Consider the following 18,385-nt stretch of genomic DNA (forward strand, 5'->3'; position numbering starts at 1 on the left):
CAAAGTTTTAACATTTTTTGTAATTATACATGAAATGAACACCCCTCTTTATTCATGGCGAAATCTACCTGCTCCTGTGTTCTTTCTACACTTCCTGTATTATCAATATACTCATCCGCAAAAAAATTATATTCTTCCTCAGAAGGCTGACTGTTTATAATATCGATTGCTTTTTGTCTTGAATATCCTCTGTACTCCATCAAACGGTGGATTCTCACTTCTTTTTCACAATAAACATACCATAACTCATCACATTTTTTTTCAATTCCTGAACCAATCAATAATGCAGACTCCACTATAATCAGCTTTTTCGAATTATTTTCTATTCGCTGTTGAATTTCTGCTACCGTTCCCGGATGGGTAATTCGATTTAAAATTTGTAACTTTTCTTTATCCTGAAAAACAATTTGTGCTAATTTATCCCTATCTATACTACCGTTTCTATCAACTTCCGGGAATACTCTCAAAACTTTTTCACAAACACTATGCCCTTTTGACATAATTTCTTTTGCAATCAAATCTGATTGAATAATCAACGCATCATACTTTTTTTGCAAATAATCCAATACCGTTGATTTTCCACTTCCTACGCCCCCCATAATTCCAATCACCATAAACCGTCTCCTAACGCTTCAATTATCAGTGTGCCTCATCCCAGTTAATGCCACTTTGAACTTCAACATCTAAAGCTACATGAAGGTTTGCGGCATTTTCCATGTTTCTTTTCAAAATATCCCTGACAAGCGCTTCTTCTTCTAGAACAGTCTCGACTAATAATTCATCATGCACCTGAAGTACAATCCGAGATTTTAAATTGTGTTCTTTTAATTCTTTTGCCACATCAATCATGGCAATTTTCATAATATCAGCGGCGGTTCCCTGAATTGGTGCATTCATTGCCACACGCTCCCCAAACTGTCTCTGCATAAAGTTTCCTGATTTTAGTTCGGGAATCGGTCTCTTTCTGCCAAATATTGTGGTAGAAAAGCCTTTTTTCTTTGCCTCATTCACGGCACCATCCAAATAATTTTTAATTCCCGGATAACTTTCAAAATAGTCGTGGATATATTTTTCTGCCTCTTTTTTGCTAATAGATAAATCCTGACTGAGTCCAAAAGAGCTAATACCATATACAATACCAAAATTTACAGCTTTTGCATTGCTTCTCTGAGTCTTTGTAACCTCATCAAGAGGTACATGGAATACAAGAGATGCAGTAGATGCGTGGATATCCTTTGCCTCTTTATAAGCATGAATTAAATTTGTATCATCTGACATATGTGCCAAAATTCTAAGTTCTATCTGTGAATAATCGGCGTCCAGAAAAATACAGCCCTCTTGGGGAACAAACACTTTTCTGATTTCTCTTCCAAGCTCCATCCTGACCGGAATATTTTGCAGATTCGGTTCAGTGGAACTAATACGTCCCGTGGCCGTAATGGTCTGGTTAAACTTGCCATGTATTCTGCTGTCATTTTCTATATACACTGCCAAACCGTCAGCATATGTGGATTTTAATTTGGATAACTGGCGATACTCTAAAATCTTACTTACAAACGGATAATCCGGTTCTAACTTTTCTAAAACTGAGGCCGATGTAGAATAGCCGGTCTTTGTCTTCTTTCCACCCGGAAGTCCCATTTCTCCAAATAAAATTTCTCCTAACTGCTTTGGTGAATTTATATTAAATTCATGTCCTGCCTCTTTATAAATATCCTGCTCTAGGACTTCAATATTTTTCTGTAATTTTTCACCATATACTTTAAGTTCATCCGGTTTTACCATGATACCTGCATTTTCCATATCATAAAGTGCATAAGTCAATGGAATCTCAATAGTATCATAAACATTTTCCATCTCCTGCTCTGATAATCTCTCTCTTAAAACAGGCTCAGCATGATAACAGACCATTGCATTATAACAACAGAATTTTAAAATATTTTCTTCTATTTCCTCTGATGGCGTTTCTCCTTTTTTTGTCTTTGGGAAAATCTCTTCTTTTGATGGAACAGTAATCCCCAAATAATCTCTTGCGATGTCATCGTAGTCATAAGTATTTTGTAGTGGATTTAGCAGATAAGCCGCAATAGATACATCAAAAATATTATTGTTTTCTTCATTCGATAATATATCTTTTTTTAGAATACCGTTATTTTCTTTGATATCTGCTATAGAAATTACTACTTGGGATAATACAATCTCCTGAATCTTGGAAATAATATATTCCTTAGTAATAAATCCTTCTACCGGAATAAAATAGATTTTCTTTTCACTCACGCATATAGACACTGCCGCAACATCATTTGGTTTATAGATATACAAACCGATTCGTTCCATTTTAGCAATTTCTGAAAAAATTTCCTCTGCTTCTATATAATTATTTATTTTTCTAAAATTTTCTTCAAAATCTGTCTCAACCGATACATCCGAAAATCTCTGTATCATACTTTTAAACTCTAGTTTCTTTATCATTTCCAGAGCGTCTGCCGTATAAATGTCATTCATCTTACAGCTTTCAAGACTGATTTCTACCGGAGAATCAATATCAATTGTTGCCAGTGTTTTGCTCATCTGTGCCATTTCATAATGTTCTAAGAGAGCGTTTCTGTTTCTGGTATTTGAAATTTCCTGCGCATGTTCATAAGCATTTTCAATCGAGCCAAACTGTTCTATGATTGCTGTGGCCCCCTTTTCCCCGATACCAGGTACTCCGGGAATATTATCTGAGGAGTCTCCCATCAAAGCCTTCACATCGATAAACTCCTGAGGAGTAACTTTATACAGCTCTTTTACCTGCTCAGTCTTATATTTTTCAATCGTAGTCTGTCCTTTTTTTGTTTTTGGAATACAAACCATAACCTTATTGGAAGCTAACTGCAATAAATCTCTATCCCCCGAGAAGATACATACATCCAGACCTTCTTTTTCACCTCTTTTAGACAGGGTACCAATAATATCATCCGCCTCATATCCCGGAAGCTCCACTGTTGTAATATTCATTTTATTTAATACTTCTTTTATCAAAGGAACCTGTTCTCTCAACTCGGGTAACATGGGCTTTCTTGTTCCCTTATATTCTTGAAACATTTTATGTCTGAATGTAGGATGATGTACATCAAAAGCAACAGCCAGAAAATCCGGCTGTTCCTCGTCCATTAACTTAAATAAAATATTTAAAAATCCAAAAACTGCATTCGTATGAATCCCCTCTGAATTTGTAAAAACCGGCACACCATAAAATGCCCTATTCAGGATACTGTGTCCATCTACTAAAACTAATTTGCTCATTCTTCCTCCAAAGCTTTATATATATCCGAATAAATTTAAATATATATAAACGATTGTACATAAAATCATCACAAGAAAAACACTGACGGAAATCTTTCCGGCTTTTTTCATGATTTTTTGCTTTGTAAAACATTCTTCATAAAAATTTTTAATGTTTTCTAATTCCTCCTCTGCATCTGCACTCTCTTCGCTCTCCTCAGGAACAGGAACATCGCCCAGTCCCCTGTGAATCGTATAATATAGAGTTAATTCTTCATTGCAGCTTTTGCAGGTTTTCGCATGTTCTAAAAACTCTTGCAAATCATCGGAATATTCTATTTTATCAAAAATAAAATCATTAATTAATTCTTGAAACTTTGTACAATCCATATGAATACCTATATATTTCCAAAATCAAGTTACCTGACAATTATACATTTTATTTTTTTTATATACAAGTATCATATGTTATTTCACTGAAATAACTTTATAATCTTTTTCCTCTACCGCTTGTATTAAAATTTCATCCGAAATATCCGATTTCAATTTTACAACAGCCTGATTTTTCTCATGACTTACGCATGCCTCTTCTACTCCGTCAATAGATTCCAATGCTTTCTTAACTGCCGCCTCGCAATGACCACACATCATTCCTTCAATTTCCATTACTTTTTCTAAATTTTGATTCATTTTCTTTTCCTCCTTAAATTGAACTGCTTTTTGTTCTATTTTCTTATTTTTTATTTTATATATATTTTTTAAATTCAGTCTAAGCGCATTTGTCACAACACAAAAACTTGATAAACTCATAGCCGCTGCACCAAACATAGGATTGAGTGTAATTCCAAAAAAAGGATACCATACACCGGCTGCCAGCGGAATACCAATCACATTATATATAAATGCCCAAAACAGATTTTCGTAAATGTTCTTAAGGACTTCCCTGCTTAAATTAATTGCTGCCGGAACATCTTCTAAACTATTTTTTATCAGAACAATATCCGCCGCGTCTATTGCAATATCTGTTCCTGCACCGATTGCTATACCAATATCCGCCCTTGTAAGTGCCGGAGCATCATTAATACCATCTCCCACCATAACAGTATTTCCTTTTTCTGAGAGTTTTCTTATGGTCTGTTCTTTTCCGTCCGGTAACACTCCGGCGATAACATGGTCTATCTCAACTTGTGCCCCGATGCTTTTTGCTGTTTTCTCATTGTCTCCGGTAATCATAATTACATGAAGTCCCATTTTCTTTAATTTCAAAATTGTGTCCGCACTTTCCTGCTTTATAATATCCGAAACAGCAATAATTCCATATATCTGCTTTTCACTTGCCACAAATATAGGCGTTTTTCCCTCTTCCGCCAAACTTTCAGCAGTCGACATCAATTCTTTTGAAATAGAAACATACTTTTCTACATATTTCAAATTTCCTGCAATAAACTTTTCATCTTCTATATATCCTGACAAACCATTTCCAATCTCCGCATGAAAATCTGATATACTTCTTTTTATTATATTTTTTTCATTACAATAAGAAACAATTGCCTTTGCCAATGGATGTTCACTTTTACTCTCTAATGAATAAGCCGATTCCATCAATATTTTTTCTGAAATACCGTTTGCTGTTATCACATCCGTCACCTGCGGCTTTCCCGCCGTAATTGTTCCTGTTTTATCTAATGCAATAATATCCGTCTTTCCGGTGTTTTCTATCGCTGTGGCATTTTTAAATAAAATACCATTCTTTGCTCCAATTCCATTTCCGACCATAATCGCTACCGGAGTTGCCAGTCCTAACGCACAGGGGCAGCTTATTACAAGAACCGAGATACCCCGAGCCAGAGCAAACCCAATACTCTGCCCCGATAAAATCCATACAATCATTGTAACAATAGAAATAATGATTACAATCGGAACAAATATCCCTGAAACTTTGTCTGCAACTTTGGCAATCGGAGCTTTTGAAGTCGCTGCGTCACTTACCATCTTAATTATTTGGGAAAGCGTTGTGTCTTCTCCAACTCTTGTCGCCTTGCATTTTAGATATCCGGAACTGTTTATTGTGGCAGATGTGACCTGGGAACCCACTGTTTTATCCACAGGTATACTCTCACCGGTTATCGCTGATTCATCAATTGCACTGGCTCCCTCTATCACAATACCATCTACAGGTATACTTTCACCGGGCTTTACCACAAATACACTGTCTTTTGAGACTTCTTCGAGCAGGACCTGTTCTTCATATTCTTTTCCATTCTCATCGGTCTTTATAAGAGTCGCCGTTTTGGGCGCCAGGTCCATCAGTCCCTTTAATGCATCTGTTGTTTTGCCTTTCGAATATGATTCAAGCATTTTTCCAACACTGATTAAAGTTACAATCATTGCAGCTGATTCAAAATAAAAATCGTGCATATATTTCATGACCATATCATGATTGTTTTTCATCACGGCATCCGTCATAGCAAACAATACATATGTGCTATATCCAAAGGAAGCTCCCGCACCTAAGGCTACCAAAGTATCCATATTGGGAGATTTGTTCAGTATTCCTTTTACTCCACTAATAAAAAACTTTTGATTAATTACTAAAATAAACAATGTAATGAGAAGCTGTATGAGTCCCATTGCCAGATGGTTTTCTTCTAATGCCACCGGAAGCGGCCAGCCCCACATCATATTTCCCATAGAAATATACATTAATGGAATCAGAAGAATAACCGATGCAATGAGTCTTTTTCTTATCAATGGTGTTTCGGTATCGTGAAATGAATCGGCATTTTTTTCTTTTACTTTTGTCATGGGAGCGGCTTTGTAACCTGCTTTTTCCACTGCCAAAACAATTTCATTATCTCCGGCATTTCCTTCCACCTGCATGGAATTGGTGAGAAGACTCACAGAAACTGAATTAACACCGGCAACTTTTGATACCGCTTTTTCTACACGATTCTGACATGCCGCACAGCTCATTCCTGTAACATTATATTTTTTCATTGATATAACCTCGTACTATTTCATTAATTTTTGAAGTGTAGTTACAAGTTCATCTACTACTTCCATATTTCCCATCTTTATATTATCTGCAACACAGGTATTTATATGATTAGAAAGCAATATTTTATTAAAACTGTTAAGTGCAGCTGTAATCGCAGATACCTGAACTAAAATATCTGTACAATAGGCATCATTTTCAACCATTTTTTTTATTCCCCGCACCTGACCTTCAATACGGTTTAATCTATGGATTAAATCTTTATATTCTGTATCTTCCCGTTGTTTGCTTTTATTATTACAACAATCCTTACACATATGAACCTCCAACTATTTTCTTTATATATATTATACCCCGATGGGGTATATGTCAATTTAAAATTGTAAAATTTTTCTCTTGACATTTTAATCGTAAAATGATAATATTTTTATTGCTATGCGGATGTGGCGGAATGGCAGACGCAGCAGACTCAAAATCTGCCGCCCACAAAGCGTGCGGGTTCAAGTCCCGCCATCCGCATTATTTTTTTGCACTAAAAAAGCTCTCTTAATGAGAGCTTTTTATTTTATATAGGAAATTCTAAAATACCAAAATCAAGACTCCCGCAGGAGCCTTGACTTTAGGAAAGAACATCTATAACTTGTTTTATCTTATTTCGCTATTACCTGGAAATCCCAAATCGAATATCCATAACCTATTGCGCGGGTAATCCCTTGCATTTTTACATATTTTGCTTTCACTGCATTAAATGTTATAACATCCTCACCTCCGTCCTGATTTCGAAGCTGTTTTACTGTCGTCCAATTTTTACCGTCTGTCGAAACCTGAATGTCATAGTCTTTTCCATATGCGTTTTCCCAGGTGATTATTACTTTATTAATTTCATAAATCTTGCCTAAATTTATGCTCATCCATGCATTATCATCAAAGTTTGATGACCACCTTGTTCCTGTATCCTCATCTACCGCTTTATCCGCTGCCATAGAATCTGATTCGGAACCTGACTGTTCGGTATCTTTATGAAGTGCAATATTTGTTCCTGAAACAGAAGGCTCCTGTTCTGTACTGCCGCTCTGCGGTTTTCCTGTAAACACTTGCATCTCCCAAAGAGAATATCCATATCCGGTACCTCTGGTTATGCCATTCATCTTTACATACCTCGCCTTTACTGCCTCAAACTCAATAATATCTTCACCACCATTTTGCTCTTTCATCGTCTTTACTGTTTTCCATGTATTTCCATCCATTGATACCTGAATCTCATAATTTTTTCCGTATGCAGCCTCCCAGCTAAGAACAACTCTGTTGACACTGTATGCCTTGCCCAAATCAACATAAATCCATTGCGCATCGTCAAAACCTGATGACCATCTTGTACCCTTGTCGTTATCAAAAGCATATTTTGCGGCAACATTTTCCCCTTCTCTGCTGGAAGCATATGCCTCTTTTCCTTCAGCAACATTTCCATCTGCTACCTCTCCGTAATCTTCCGGCTTTGTTGGTTCCTCCACATCATTGGTTGCACCATATAGTTTTAATTCATATAAAGATACGCCATATCCGGTCAACCTCTCTGTGGAATAAAGTCTCACATATTTTGCTGTTGTCACTTTATCAAAAATAATGGATTCTAGACCTGAACTTCTGTTTTCATCTCCATTATCTCTTCCACCCAAACCTCTGTTCTGTGTAAATACTGTTGTCCATTCCTTATTATCTTTCGATGTCTGAATGATATATTTTTTGGAAGCGGCGCCTTCCCAGTAGAGTTTTATTCCACCGATTTTTTGCTCTTTCTGCAATTGAACTGTAAAATACTGTGGGTCCTCCGCTTTCGACTCCCATCTCGAATTATAATCATTATCAATGATTTTATCTCCTGTATTGGAATCATTTGCAACAGAAGATATATCAATTATTTTTGCATCGTCTAAAGAAATCTCCGGATATTCTGAGAGGTCAGCCTTTGTCACATCATCTGAAGCCGCAACCGGTGGTTTTGTTCCTTTCTTATAAATTTTGATATAATTTAAATTGAATCCACCATCCACTAAAAGCAGTTTCATCTTATACGTTCCTGCCTTTAAATGAATCGTATTCGTATCCTTAACATTTTTCCATTCTGTCGTATCGTTTCCTAACGCTGTTGTTAATATGTAGTCATTATCATAATCCGTCTTTAACTTAATTGCACTGTTTTTATTTTTATCAACACACTGGACACGATAATCTACTACATAATCGGCTTCTTCTTTCACATCAATTGTGTAAATCAGAGAATCACCATCATCAATCCAACCTACATAGCCACCTTCATTTGCATCTTCTGCCGGCTCACAGCTAAAGTTTGTATAGTAATCTTCTGCTTCCACTACACCTGAAATTTCATTCACTGCATCATAATTTTTTACAGGTACATATTTTATCTTATTGCCATTCTCATCTATTGTCTTATCTTCGTGTTTTGTCGGATTTGTGTCTACTGTATAATGTGCAGGTACCTTGACACTTCCTAATGCCCCATCTTTATTGGCAAAATGTACTGTGATTTCCTCATCAAACGGATTCCATACTTCAGCGGTATAGGTCGTTTTTCCGTTTTCTGTCTTAGCAAATACCTGATAACTTGTGTAATCACTGCTCCATATATCGGTGGCAATATAACCTTTTGCACACATATTCTGGATATACCAGTAGGAGTTAAACATTTCATCTGTGGAAAGTACCCCACCTGAATAATCTCCACTCTCATTGATATGCGATGTATATTCTTCTGCAAATCTCTGTGCAGCTCCCTCGGCATCACTGAGCGCCATAAATGGCCACAAAATATGATACCAGCCTTCCGGGTCAGAAGCTCCCTCTTTTTCTATTTTCTTCTGATATGCTTCCTGTATTCTCTCGTACTGCGTCCAGATGGCACCTACTTTTTCTTTATCATAACCCATATATGTAATTGCAGGTGTCACAGGGAGAAGATGTATTCCCATAATACAGCATGGATTTCCTGAAAAATATGTACCATTGGTGTAACCTAAGCCCCAAACCATTCCCGTATATGGTAGAACATCACAATCTTTATCACCATATACATCTGTACCATATCCCGGTGCCCAGTTATTGCTATCTTTCTCTGTTCCTTCATCCATATTAAACCAATACTGTTCAATGGCATTCACTTCCGATGTATATCCCCAGATGCCTGCATCCCGGTATTTGTCGTTTTTCGTTACCAATCCCCACAAATACAGTCCTGCCCATGCAAAAGTCGCTTCCGATGCAGATTCCTGATTATTTCCGCTATTATTGTCTCCATAGCCACCTGCCCAGGAATGTCCTTCAAATACATCAAAGTTTCTCATATAAGGGAGTAATGTATCATCCTTGTCCGGATTCATTGCATCTCTGATTAATAACTCGACCATCTCACCATAATCATTTACAAATTGTGAGTCATAAGATGCCAGTACCGCTGCCGGAAAGATAAAATATGCCCATAGAAAATGATGGTCTGACAGATTAATTGCCATACCATGGTCACCACCGTCACCACTGACAGCTCCCCAGCTCGTATGATAATACATATAATACGGATAATCTTCTTCTCCATCATATGTAAGCCAATTCTCCATAATTTTTCTCAGCACGCTAATTAGTCTGTCTCTCGTCTCATATTCTCCTAATTGGTCTGCAATTAAAATCCCCATCGCAATCGGATGTGACTTTTTACCCTGCCAATAAGGGTCCGCCACCCAATAAGATTTTAATGCGCTATCTGTAAACTGTTCTAAATATGCATACATCCATTCCTTATTATAACTTGTTGATTCGTCAGGCGTCGTATATTGCGGAATAACACCATTAAATTTTTGTGTGTATGAAAAGCTGTTACCTTCATGGATTCTCATATCTCCACGAACAGAAGTATATTTCAATGGTTTATTTTCTTTCAATACATACGATGCATCAGAATACTTCCACTGATGAGGCATCATACACATGAGTGTAGTGTTTTTAATATCATTTCCAGTACGCTTTTGTTCTATTATAGACTTATAACTTGTAGTACAATCTGCCTTTTTTTCTTCATAATCATACGTTACTTCCGTATCTGTCACATATGAATATGCATGCTGATACATAAATTGAAGTTGTTCTACTGCCTCTTTATCTCTTAATGTTTCAGCATTATTGACTGTTTCTTTTGAGAGTAATGGGATTGCTTCATCAACACACAATGTACTAACCACCATATAATTTTCATTACTTCCAAGATGAATTTTCAACTTATTACCAACTTTTGTAACATGAGAGCCTTCCGGCATATATACACCATAATAATGATACTGCTTTTTATTTCCATCACCCGGTGCCTCACTCTCATTGGCTGCCTCCACACCAAAATGGTCTGTCACTACTTCTTCGCCATCTTTTGTTAAAATTTCTTTTCCATCTTTATCAAAGAATTTTACCAAACTGCTGACATTAATTTCAGCGGCATTTCTATCTGCAAATTTCGTGTATGCATAAGGGGAACCTTTCACTAATGTTGTCAGCATTTTTGGTGTATCATCGTCACTGAAAGATACATTAACCGACCAGTCTCCATAACCATCAAGCTTCGCAGATGCTTCACCGGTAATATTGGAAGCTCCTACAGTGATATCATAATATTTGCTGTCAGCTCCCATTCCTCCATTATCTGTTCTTGTATAAAAACCATCAGCATAATACATTCCAAGACCTGTGGAAGAATATTTGTATACCATCGGAAGTGCGGGCATTGTATCACTGTATTTCGTGTATAGAATTGATGTCCACCAGTCATTGGATGGTACTGCTTTTGTAATATTTTTTGTTACATATTTAGGTTCTCTCGGCTGTAAAAGATTGGCATCATCAATCACATAACTTCCTTTTCCAAGATTTACGACTTTCTTTTCCGGAATTTCACCAATTGTATTTGTAATCTTTTCATCTCCCTGCTCATATTCATAAACCTGAAGTTCTCTGATGGAATACCCTGAACCTCTTCCCATAAGGATTCCCTGTACTCTCACATATCTTACATTTTCTTCGTAAAATCTAATTTCCTCATCCTCACCATTACCTTCCAGTTGGCGATAAACCGTTTTAAAGTTTTTTCCATCCTCTGAAACCTGAAGGTCCCAAATATTTCCATATTCAACCTGCCATTGAAGCAACACTCGACCGAGTGTATATGTTTTGCCCAAATCTACTGTAAGACTCTGATTACATTTACTTGCGACATCATCGTCTCCCTCCGACAACCAATAGGATTCATAGTCGCCGTCTACTGCATTCGCACCACTTAATGGTTGTGATGCCCACCAAGGCTGTGAATAGGATGTTACTGTTACATTTTTTCCCAGTGCAATATTTTCTGCCTCTGAAACAGGTTGTACACAGTCTTTATCTCCGATACCGTATACCTTAATTTCTCTAATAGATGCTCCCCATCCGGACTTTTTGTCATCCGAACCGGACTGAGATTTACTATAATTAATTAAAACTCTTACATATCTTCCGTTCTTCGCATCCAATCGATGCTCATTTTTTCCATCCGTACTTAATACATCTTCGTAGTATTTATAATCTTCGGTTCCGTCATTTCGTAACACTTGCTTAACATTGCCACCGTCACCTGTTGTTGTCTCATAAATCTTTGTCCAATTTATTTCATCGTTTGAGACAAGAATCTGATAAGCTACACCATAACTGGCATCATTCTGCCAATCAATTACAATTTTGCTAATGTCGGCTTTTCCACCTAAGTCAACATCTAACCACTGATTCGCCTTGTTAGCTGCCGCTCCCCACTGTGTTCCGAGCTTACCGTCAGTAGCAAAGCTGGCAATATCTCCACCGTTAACCGACGAAGAATATGCCGGTCTGCCCGTAGACAATATCCAAGGCTTACTTCTGTCCGCTGCCTTCGTCTGAACAGAAGTGAAACTGATGTTACCAACTGCCATTACCGCACTCAATGTAATAGCCAGTGTTTTGTTGAGCATTTTTAAATGCTTACGTTTCATATTACTTTCCCTCCTTTTTTTGAGTAAAGTAACATAATAAAGTCCCCTTCATTTCTTTATACATAAAGTCTATTTTATGAAAATATTTTTTGCAATATAATAACCAAAAAAATGTAATTTTTTCATTTTTTTTATGCACTTTGTACAATTTTTACCATATTTTACAATTTTACTCTTAGATTTATTTGTTTACATTATATGTTTTTATAATACTTCTTTCATTTCATATCTTTTCTATTATATTTAAAATTTACAAAATACAAATAAAAATACTTTTACGAATTACTTTTTTCCTCATTACTACAACAAGTATGGTAACCACTTGACGGATTGAATAGAAAAAAAGAAATGCCACACTATTCCAGTGCAACATTTCTATTTATCTTAAATTTTATTATTTTTTATCCTAAATAATTATATTATTCATCCCCATTATTTCTGCCAACAGATGATATCTGATAAGAATTTCCACTTCTCACCGCTTTACTACTCGTCCCATCTTCACAGGAAACCGCATAAGTCTCTGATGTCTTATTCTTTCCACTTTTATTTTCTATTTCTAAGGTAATAATATAATACTCCTGTTTGTTTATTTCTTCTATTTTTTCATAATTAAAATAAGCAACATCGCCATTCTCAAAATCCCCACTGCTGTTTTCCAGTTTTCCACTGGATACCAAAGTGCTTGTAAGACTGTTTATCGCCTGATTATAAGAAATCTTTTCCGGTGTATAATTGTATGCCCTTGTAACCACACTACTTGTCACGCCTTCTTCGTCAATGGCAACAAAATAAAATATATTATTTCCTTTTGGCATCTCTAAACTCTTTTTATATAATTTAGACTTTTCTGTAGGAACTGTTCCGTCCGTCGTATAATATATTTTACAGCCACGTTCAGCTGTTGCTGAAATTTCTTCCGCCGAACTATAGTTTCCACTTTTCGGTTCTATTTGCGGTGCCTCAACTTTTTTAAAGTCCAATATATATTTTGCAGACATTTCCTTACTTGATTTTCCATTTTTATCTACAGAATAGGCTCTCAGTGTAAATGTTCCTTCATTTTCAAATTTTATTGGTGAGACATATTCCGTTTTACTGGAGCTTTCTTTGGGATTACTACCATCAGTTGTATAATAAATTTTCACATCATCTTCGGCTGTAAGGCTGACTTCGAGAGGTCTGTCATAATTTCCCTCCTCCTCACTGGCAACCGGTATCGTTCCATCAAAATTTCTCAGCTCATCTCTAAGATTTTCCGGCGCTGAATTAATTAATGGGTCAATTTTATTTTCCATATCATTATTTTGATATAAGACAATCAATTCCTTGTAATAATCAATATTTGTGTTTGTCACATCAATTAATAACTCTAAATATTTGATTTCTTCCTGGTCATATCCACCGATAATTCCATCAATAACATATACCATTTCATATGCTTTTATTTTTTGTTCTTTTGTAAAAGCATTATTTGAGGCATTTATAAATTGTGTTTTTGCATCCTTGTAATTCTTATTGTCATAAAACTCACTGCCAATAGAATAATATCTGTCAAACTTTTTTGTCATACTCGCCTTTTTAATTGCCAATGTAATAAATACAGCAGAAACTACTAGCACAATTGCAAGTAAAATTACAAGTACAACCTTTTTCTTTCCTGAAATTTTTTTCTTATTCTTTGTAGAATACATATCCTTTGAAATATCGCTGTCACTTTGATAAACAGCCTTTGATTTAATTCGCTCTCTGTCCTGACCTTCTTCCATAAACTCAGTGTGCAGGTCAGAAGTGTATTTTTTGTTTTGTTTGCGATTACGACCACTGTCACTCTCTTCTTTTACCGGTACTCGTGAGGAAATACCACCTAATATATTTTCAAATGTATCATCCGGTGGAGTTGTCACAATATCATTTTCAAACGAATTAATTTTTGTACCACATTTCGTACAAAACATTTGATTTTCATCACATTCACAACCACAATTTGGACAAATCATACTATTTTTCCTTTCCTTCTACACTCATTTTGGAAAACTTACATCCACAAAAATTTTGTCTATATAAGTTATATTCTCTCGATAATTCAATAGAACGTTTATATCCTTCTTTCTTTTTAAAGTCAGAATATAAATATTTTATATTATACTGTTTTGACAGTTCTTTTCCGATTTCATTTAACTTTTCAGCATTTTTCAACGGACTGATAGATAATGTCGTTGTAAAATAGTCATAATTTTCTTTGGAAGCTTTCAATGCCGTATTCTCTAAGCGTAATTTGTAACATTGAAAACACCTGTTCCCACCTTCCTTGCAATCCTCTAATCCTTGAACTACATTATAAAATTCGTTCGGCAGATAGTTTTCAATTATCACTTCTACGTTATTTACAAATTTTTTTTCATTTACAAATCGTTTTAATTCCTGCGCCCTATGTAAATATTCCTGTTCACTGGATATATTAGGATTATAAAATAGCGCGGTAATATTAAAATAATTTGTCAAATATTCTAACACATAACTACTGCAAGGTGCGCAGCATACATGCAATAACAAATTAGGAATGATTTTTTTCTCTTGTATGATTTTTAATTCATTCTCTAATTCTTTTTGATAATTTATTTTATTCATATTGAAACCTGCTCACAAAAAGACAGGAAAGAGCCTGTCCTTTTTTTATTATCTGCCATTATTTCTGTATGTTACAATCCTGTTTCCATTATTTCTAAATAATGACATACTTCTCTCATATGCTTTTTCTAAAATATTTTTTTCGTTGGGAAATTTTAACAAATGATATGCTTCAATGTATTTGTAATATCCCGAATCATAAAAATATTCTTCACGTTGTGGTTTACTGTAATAACTTTCTGCTGTCATTAAATACCAATGAACTTCCTTATCCACCATACCTGATGGTGTATTAAAAGAGTATTCACTTTTTCCAATATACTCAACAATCTTTGCTTTTACTCCGGTTTCTTCATATACCTCTCTCAGTGCTGTTTCCTCATAACATTCATTATTTTCCACAGTACCTTTTGGCAAAACCCATCCTTCGTAGCGATTATGATAATTTTTATATAACAGTAAAATTTTGCCACGAAATATAACCACACCGCCACAGCTAACCGCTTTCTTCATTGCGATTCCTCCTGTTCTTTCGTGTGTACATAATTTAAGTATACCGTATGAATCCATCCATTTCAAGAAACTTAATCAAAATATGAATCAAGCACTTCTTTTGCACAATTTGTCGCCGAGGTACTGCCCTCATGCATATTTTCTATGACAACTGCAATGGCAAGCTTCTTTTTGCCTTTCTTTGCATATCCCACAAACCATGAATTGACATTGTCATTTTTATCAACTTCAGCGGTTCCTGTTTTTCCATAGACCTGATAATTTGCGCCCGAAAATACTCTTCCGGTTCCATACTCACATACTGCGTGCATATATTCCTTCAGCTGTTCTGCTTCAGACTTTTTCATCAATCTCTTATATTCCTGCTGTTTTGTTAATTTCACAACATTTCCACTGCTGTTTTCAATATAATCAATAATATACGGTTTCATTAAAACGCCATTGTTCGCAATAGCTGACGCAATCATTGCCATATGAGCCGGTGAAACCGTAGTCTTTCCCTGTCCAATGCTCGTCTGTGTGATATCAAACTGCGTTGAACTTTTTGTAAGCGGAAATACACTCTGGTTATAATCCATATCCAGTGGCAACGCTTCATTAAACATCAATTGTTCTGCCGTGTTTTTATATTTTAATACTTTTAGCTTATCACCAATCGTAGAAAATGCGCTATTACAGGAATAGGCAAATGCATCTTTTAAATCTTCATTATGGTGAGAATTTCCATCGAAACATTTAATGGTAAAACCACCGAACTTAGCGCTTCCATCACAATAATATTTAAAATTATTATAATTTTTGTTTTCACGCATGTATTCTAGCGTTGTCACGATTTTAAATACGGAACCGGGAATATATTTTCCCTGAGTTGCACGGTTAACAAGCCTTGAATCTTTCGGGTCATTCACAAGTTCATCCCAAATATCGTCTATTGTCATCGGGTCATATGATGGTCTTGACGCCATCGCATATATTTCTCCTGTATCCGGATTCATCACAAAGACGGCACCTTTATAGCCATCTAAAACATTATATGCAGACTTTTGGATTCCAACACTTAAAGTCGTGTGGACATCACATCCCATCTCTGTTGTATTTGTAAAATCATTGATAATCTTAGACAATGCATTATTCTCAGAGGATAACAAATCAAAGTTACACATCTTTTCTAAACCATACTTACCATGTGTTGTAATCCCAACGGCATGTGCAAATGTTTTTCCATAAGGATACTCTCTTGTATCATCTGACAAATCCCTATCGGTTCCCTTTGTGTCTGTATATGCAAGTTTTTTACCATTTTTGCTGTAAATAGTTCCACGAATAACCGAAGAAGATTTGCTGTCAATCCTTTTATTAGAAGAGTTACTCAATACTTTAGGACTATCTACAATAATAAAATAGGCATAATACCCAATCATAAAAATGAATATGACTGAAATTACTATTGTAGTAACCATCGCCTGACGATTTAATTTTTTTTTCTCAATGCCTGTTGATTTTGATTTCCTGCGTGTGCGAGGTTTTTCTGATTTTGGCTGTATTTCTCGTTGTGACATTTCCTGTTCCCTCCATTGGCACTTTCCTTCTCACCGGCTTCCTTGTCGTTGTAGTTCCGACAATAGCAAGCCCCTGGATAATTGCAAATACTATTAATGTACTTAAAATTGAACTACCACCATAACTAATTAACGGCAATGTTACACCCGTCGAAGGTATCATCTTTATTGCCCCTCCAATTGTAACAATAATCTGAACAGCATACTGAATCCCCAGTCCTACACAAACTAATTTGTTAAAAAGACTTATTTGCTGCATTGCTGTATTTAAAAATGCGATAAAACAACTGAGACATACCAGAATGATTAAAATAGCAAATATTGCTCCAAATTCCTCACCGATAGCTGAAAAAATAAAATCCTGGTCTACCAGCGGTACATCTTTTGGTCTCCCCTGATATAATCCTGTACCTGTAAAACCACCATTTCCAAGGGCGAATAAAGACTGAGTAATCTGGTATCCGGTATCATTAATATCCGACCATGGATCCTGCCACGCTATTACCCGCTCCTGCACATGATAGAAAATTCTATATGCAAAAACAGATGCTACGGACAATCCTGCAAAACCTATGAAGACATAACCTATTTTTCTTGTTCCCACATATACCATAAATACATATATCATAAAGAAAATCAGTGCACTGCCCAAATCTTTTGACAGGACAAGAATGATTACATGAGCTCCCGCCATAACTGCCGATAGCACTATATTCTTAAAACTCGTAGATTTGGCAAGAAGTCCGGCAACAAAAAATACAAAAATAATTTTTACAAATTCGGATGGTTGAAAAGCAAAGCCGCCCGGAAACTTTATTGCCAGATTCGCTCCTCCCGTTTTTTTACCCAAAACCAAGACAGACAGGAGTAATCCTAATCCAACAAAACAATATATCCATGTAAGAGATTTCCACATTTCATATTTACTCATCAGATACGGTACGATTAATGATGCCATTGAAATAATGGCAACAATGATAAATTGTTTTATACTATTTTGGAATCTTAACCTTGCCAAAATAATAAACCCTACTGTCAAAAGCATGCACATATTACTCAGAACAGCTTTGTTAATATTAGGATAAATAATTGGGAAAATCCCAAGTACGACAATTAAATAACATAATTGCGCCCCACCTAATACAATAATCACGATGTCTGTTGTCTCTGTCTGATTTAAAAATATTGTTGTAATTCCAAGCAGATATGTGGCAAATATTATACCATTCTGACGCTGGAATATTCCTGATGCCTTATATGGATTTTTACATCTGAGTGCGCTAAAACACTCCCATGTATAAAAAAGCATCAATAGAATAAACAAATATTTTGTTACAATAATCACAAAAGTATCCATCTTTGCC

General features: G+C 35.8%; 11 protein-coding genes and 1 tRNA gene. 1 reads left to right on the top strand and 11 read right to left on the bottom strand.

From position 1 onward, the window contains the following. Nucleotides 1–23 precede the first annotated feature (23 nt). The 5 genes from coaE to Q5O86_RS10000 form a co-directional block, all read right to left on the bottom strand. Nucleotides 24–614 carry a dephospho-CoA kinase gene (gene coaE, locus Q5O86_RS09980; protein WP_302627002.1) on the bottom strand — a complete coding sequence of 197 codons (591 nt, stop codon included), beginning with the start codon at nucleotides 612–614 and terminating at the stop codon, nucleotides 24–26. 25 nt (nucleotides 615–639) lie between these two features. Further along, a complete protein-coding gene (gene polA, locus Q5O86_RS09985; protein ID WP_302627003.1) occupies nucleotides 640–3,288 on the bottom strand; it encodes a DNA polymerase I in 2,649 nt (882 codons plus the stop codon). Between the two features lie 15 nt (nucleotides 3,289–3,303). Next, nucleotides 3,304–3,657 carry a hypothetical protein gene (locus tag Q5O86_RS09990; protein ID WP_302627004.1) on the bottom strand — a complete coding sequence of 118 codons (354 nt, stop codon included), beginning with the start codon at nucleotides 3,655–3,657 and terminating at the stop codon, nucleotides 3,304–3,306. Between the two features lie 78 nt (nucleotides 3,658–3,735). After that, nucleotides 3,736–6,264, bottom strand: a complete 2,529-nt coding sequence (locus tag Q5O86_RS09995; protein WP_302627005.1) for a heavy metal translocating P-type ATPase — start codon at nucleotides 6,262–6,264, stop codon at nucleotides 3,736–3,738. A gap of 15 nt (nucleotides 6,265–6,279) precedes the next feature. After that, entirely contained in the window at nucleotides 6,280–6,579 is a 300-nt protein-coding gene (locus Q5O86_RS10000) for a metal-sensing transcriptional repressor (protein WP_302627006.1), read from the bottom strand. A gap of 120 nt (nucleotides 6,580–6,699) precedes the next feature. On the opposite strand from Q5O86_RS10000, the gene Q5O86_RS10005 reads away from it, so the two are divergent. Next, a tRNA-Leu gene (locus tag Q5O86_RS10005) sits at nucleotides 6,700–6,781 on the top strand. Nucleotides 6,782–6,912: 131 nt separating this feature from the next. Here Q5O86_RS10005 and Q5O86_RS10010 read toward each other — a convergent pair. The 6 genes from Q5O86_RS10010 to Q5O86_RS10035 form a co-directional block, all read right to left on the bottom strand. Next, nucleotides 6,913–12,318, bottom strand: a complete 5,406-nt coding sequence (locus Q5O86_RS10010) for a discoidin domain-containing protein (protein ID WP_302627007.1) — start codon at nucleotides 12,316–12,318, stop codon at nucleotides 6,913–6,915. Nucleotides 12,319–12,737: 419 nt separating this feature from the next. Beyond that, complete coding sequence (locus tag Q5O86_RS10015; RefSeq protein WP_302627008.1) at nucleotides 12,738–14,318, bottom strand: chitobiase/beta-hexosaminidase C-terminal domain-containing protein; 1,581 nt, start codon at nucleotides 14,316–14,318, stop codon at nucleotides 12,738–12,740. Between the two features lies 1 nt (nucleotide 14,319). Beyond that, nucleotides 14,320–14,949 carry an epoxyqueuosine reductase QueH gene (locus Q5O86_RS10020; protein WP_302627009.1) on the bottom strand — a complete coding sequence of 210 codons (630 nt, stop codon included), beginning with the start codon at nucleotides 14,947–14,949 and terminating at the stop codon, nucleotides 14,320–14,322. A 48-nt stretch (nucleotides 14,950–14,997) separates the two neighbouring features. Then, on the bottom strand, nucleotides 14,998–15,462 hold the full coding sequence (locus Q5O86_RS10025; RefSeq protein WP_302627010.1) for an NUDIX hydrolase: 465 nt from the start codon (nucleotides 15,460–15,462) through the stop codon (nucleotides 14,998–15,000). 71 nt (nucleotides 15,463–15,533) lie between these two features. Next, nucleotides 15,534–17,021 carry a penicillin-binding protein 2 gene (locus tag Q5O86_RS10030; RefSeq protein WP_302627011.1) on the bottom strand — a complete coding sequence of 496 codons (1,488 nt, stop codon included), beginning with the start codon at nucleotides 17,019–17,021 and terminating at the stop codon, nucleotides 15,534–15,536. Further along, the gene (locus Q5O86_RS10035; RefSeq protein WP_302627012.1) at nucleotides 16,948–18,378 is read right to left on the bottom strand and encodes an FtsW/RodA/SpoVE family cell cycle protein; all 1,431 of its coding nucleotides are present in this window, start codon (nucleotides 18,376–18,378) and stop codon (nucleotides 16,948–16,950) included. Before Q5O86_RS10035 ends, Q5O86_RS10030 begins: the two co-directional genes overlap by 74 nt. Nucleotides 18,379–18,385 lie beyond the last annotated feature (7 nt).

The sequence above is a fragment of the uncultured Eubacterium sp. genome (assembly GCF_937958975.1).
Classification (GTDB): domain Bacteria; phylum Bacillota; class Clostridia; order Lachnospirales; family Lachnospiraceae; genus Eubacterium_G.

Excerpts from the sequence above, each read along its gene's own strand:
- coaE (WP_302627002.1), bottom strand. The coding sequence starts at position 614 with ATGGTGATTGGAATTATGGGGGGCGTAGGAAGTGGAAAATCAACGGTA.
- polA (WP_302627003.1), bottom strand. The coding sequence starts at position 3,288 with ATGAGCAAATTAGTTTTAGTAGATGGACACAGTATCCTGAATAGGGCA.
- Q5O86_RS09990 (WP_302627004.1), bottom strand. The coding sequence starts at position 3,657 with ATGGATTGTACAAAGTTTCAAGAATTAATTAATGATTTTATTTTTGAT.
- Q5O86_RS09995 (WP_302627005.1), bottom strand. The coding sequence starts at position 6,264 with ATGAAAAAATATAATGTTACAGGAATGAGCTGTGCGGCATGTCAGAAT.
- Q5O86_RS10000 (WP_302627006.1), bottom strand. The coding sequence starts at position 6,579 with ATGTGTAAGGATTGTTGTAATAATAAAAGCAAACAACGGGAAGATACA.
- Q5O86_RS10010 (WP_302627007.1), bottom strand. The coding sequence starts at position 12,318 with ATGAAACGTAAGCATTTAAAAATGCTCAACAAAACACTGGCTATTACA.
- Q5O86_RS10015 (WP_302627008.1), bottom strand. The coding sequence starts at position 14,318 with ATGATTTGTCCAAATTGTGGTTGTGAATGTGATGAAAATCAAATGTTT.
- Q5O86_RS10020 (WP_302627009.1), bottom strand. The coding sequence starts at position 14,949 with ATGAATAAAATAAATTATCAAAAAGAATTAGAGAATGAATTAAAAATC.
- Q5O86_RS10025 (WP_302627010.1), bottom strand. The coding sequence starts at position 15,462 with ATGAAGAAAGCGGTTAGCTGTGGCGGTGTGGTTATATTTCGTGGCAAA.
- Q5O86_RS10030 (WP_302627011.1), bottom strand. The coding sequence starts at position 17,021 with ATGTCACAACGAGAAATACAGCCAAAATCAGAAAAACCTCGCACACGC.
- Q5O86_RS10035 (WP_302627012.1), bottom strand. The coding sequence starts at position 18,378 with ATGGATACTTTTGTGATTATTGTAACAAAATATTTGTTTATTCTATTG.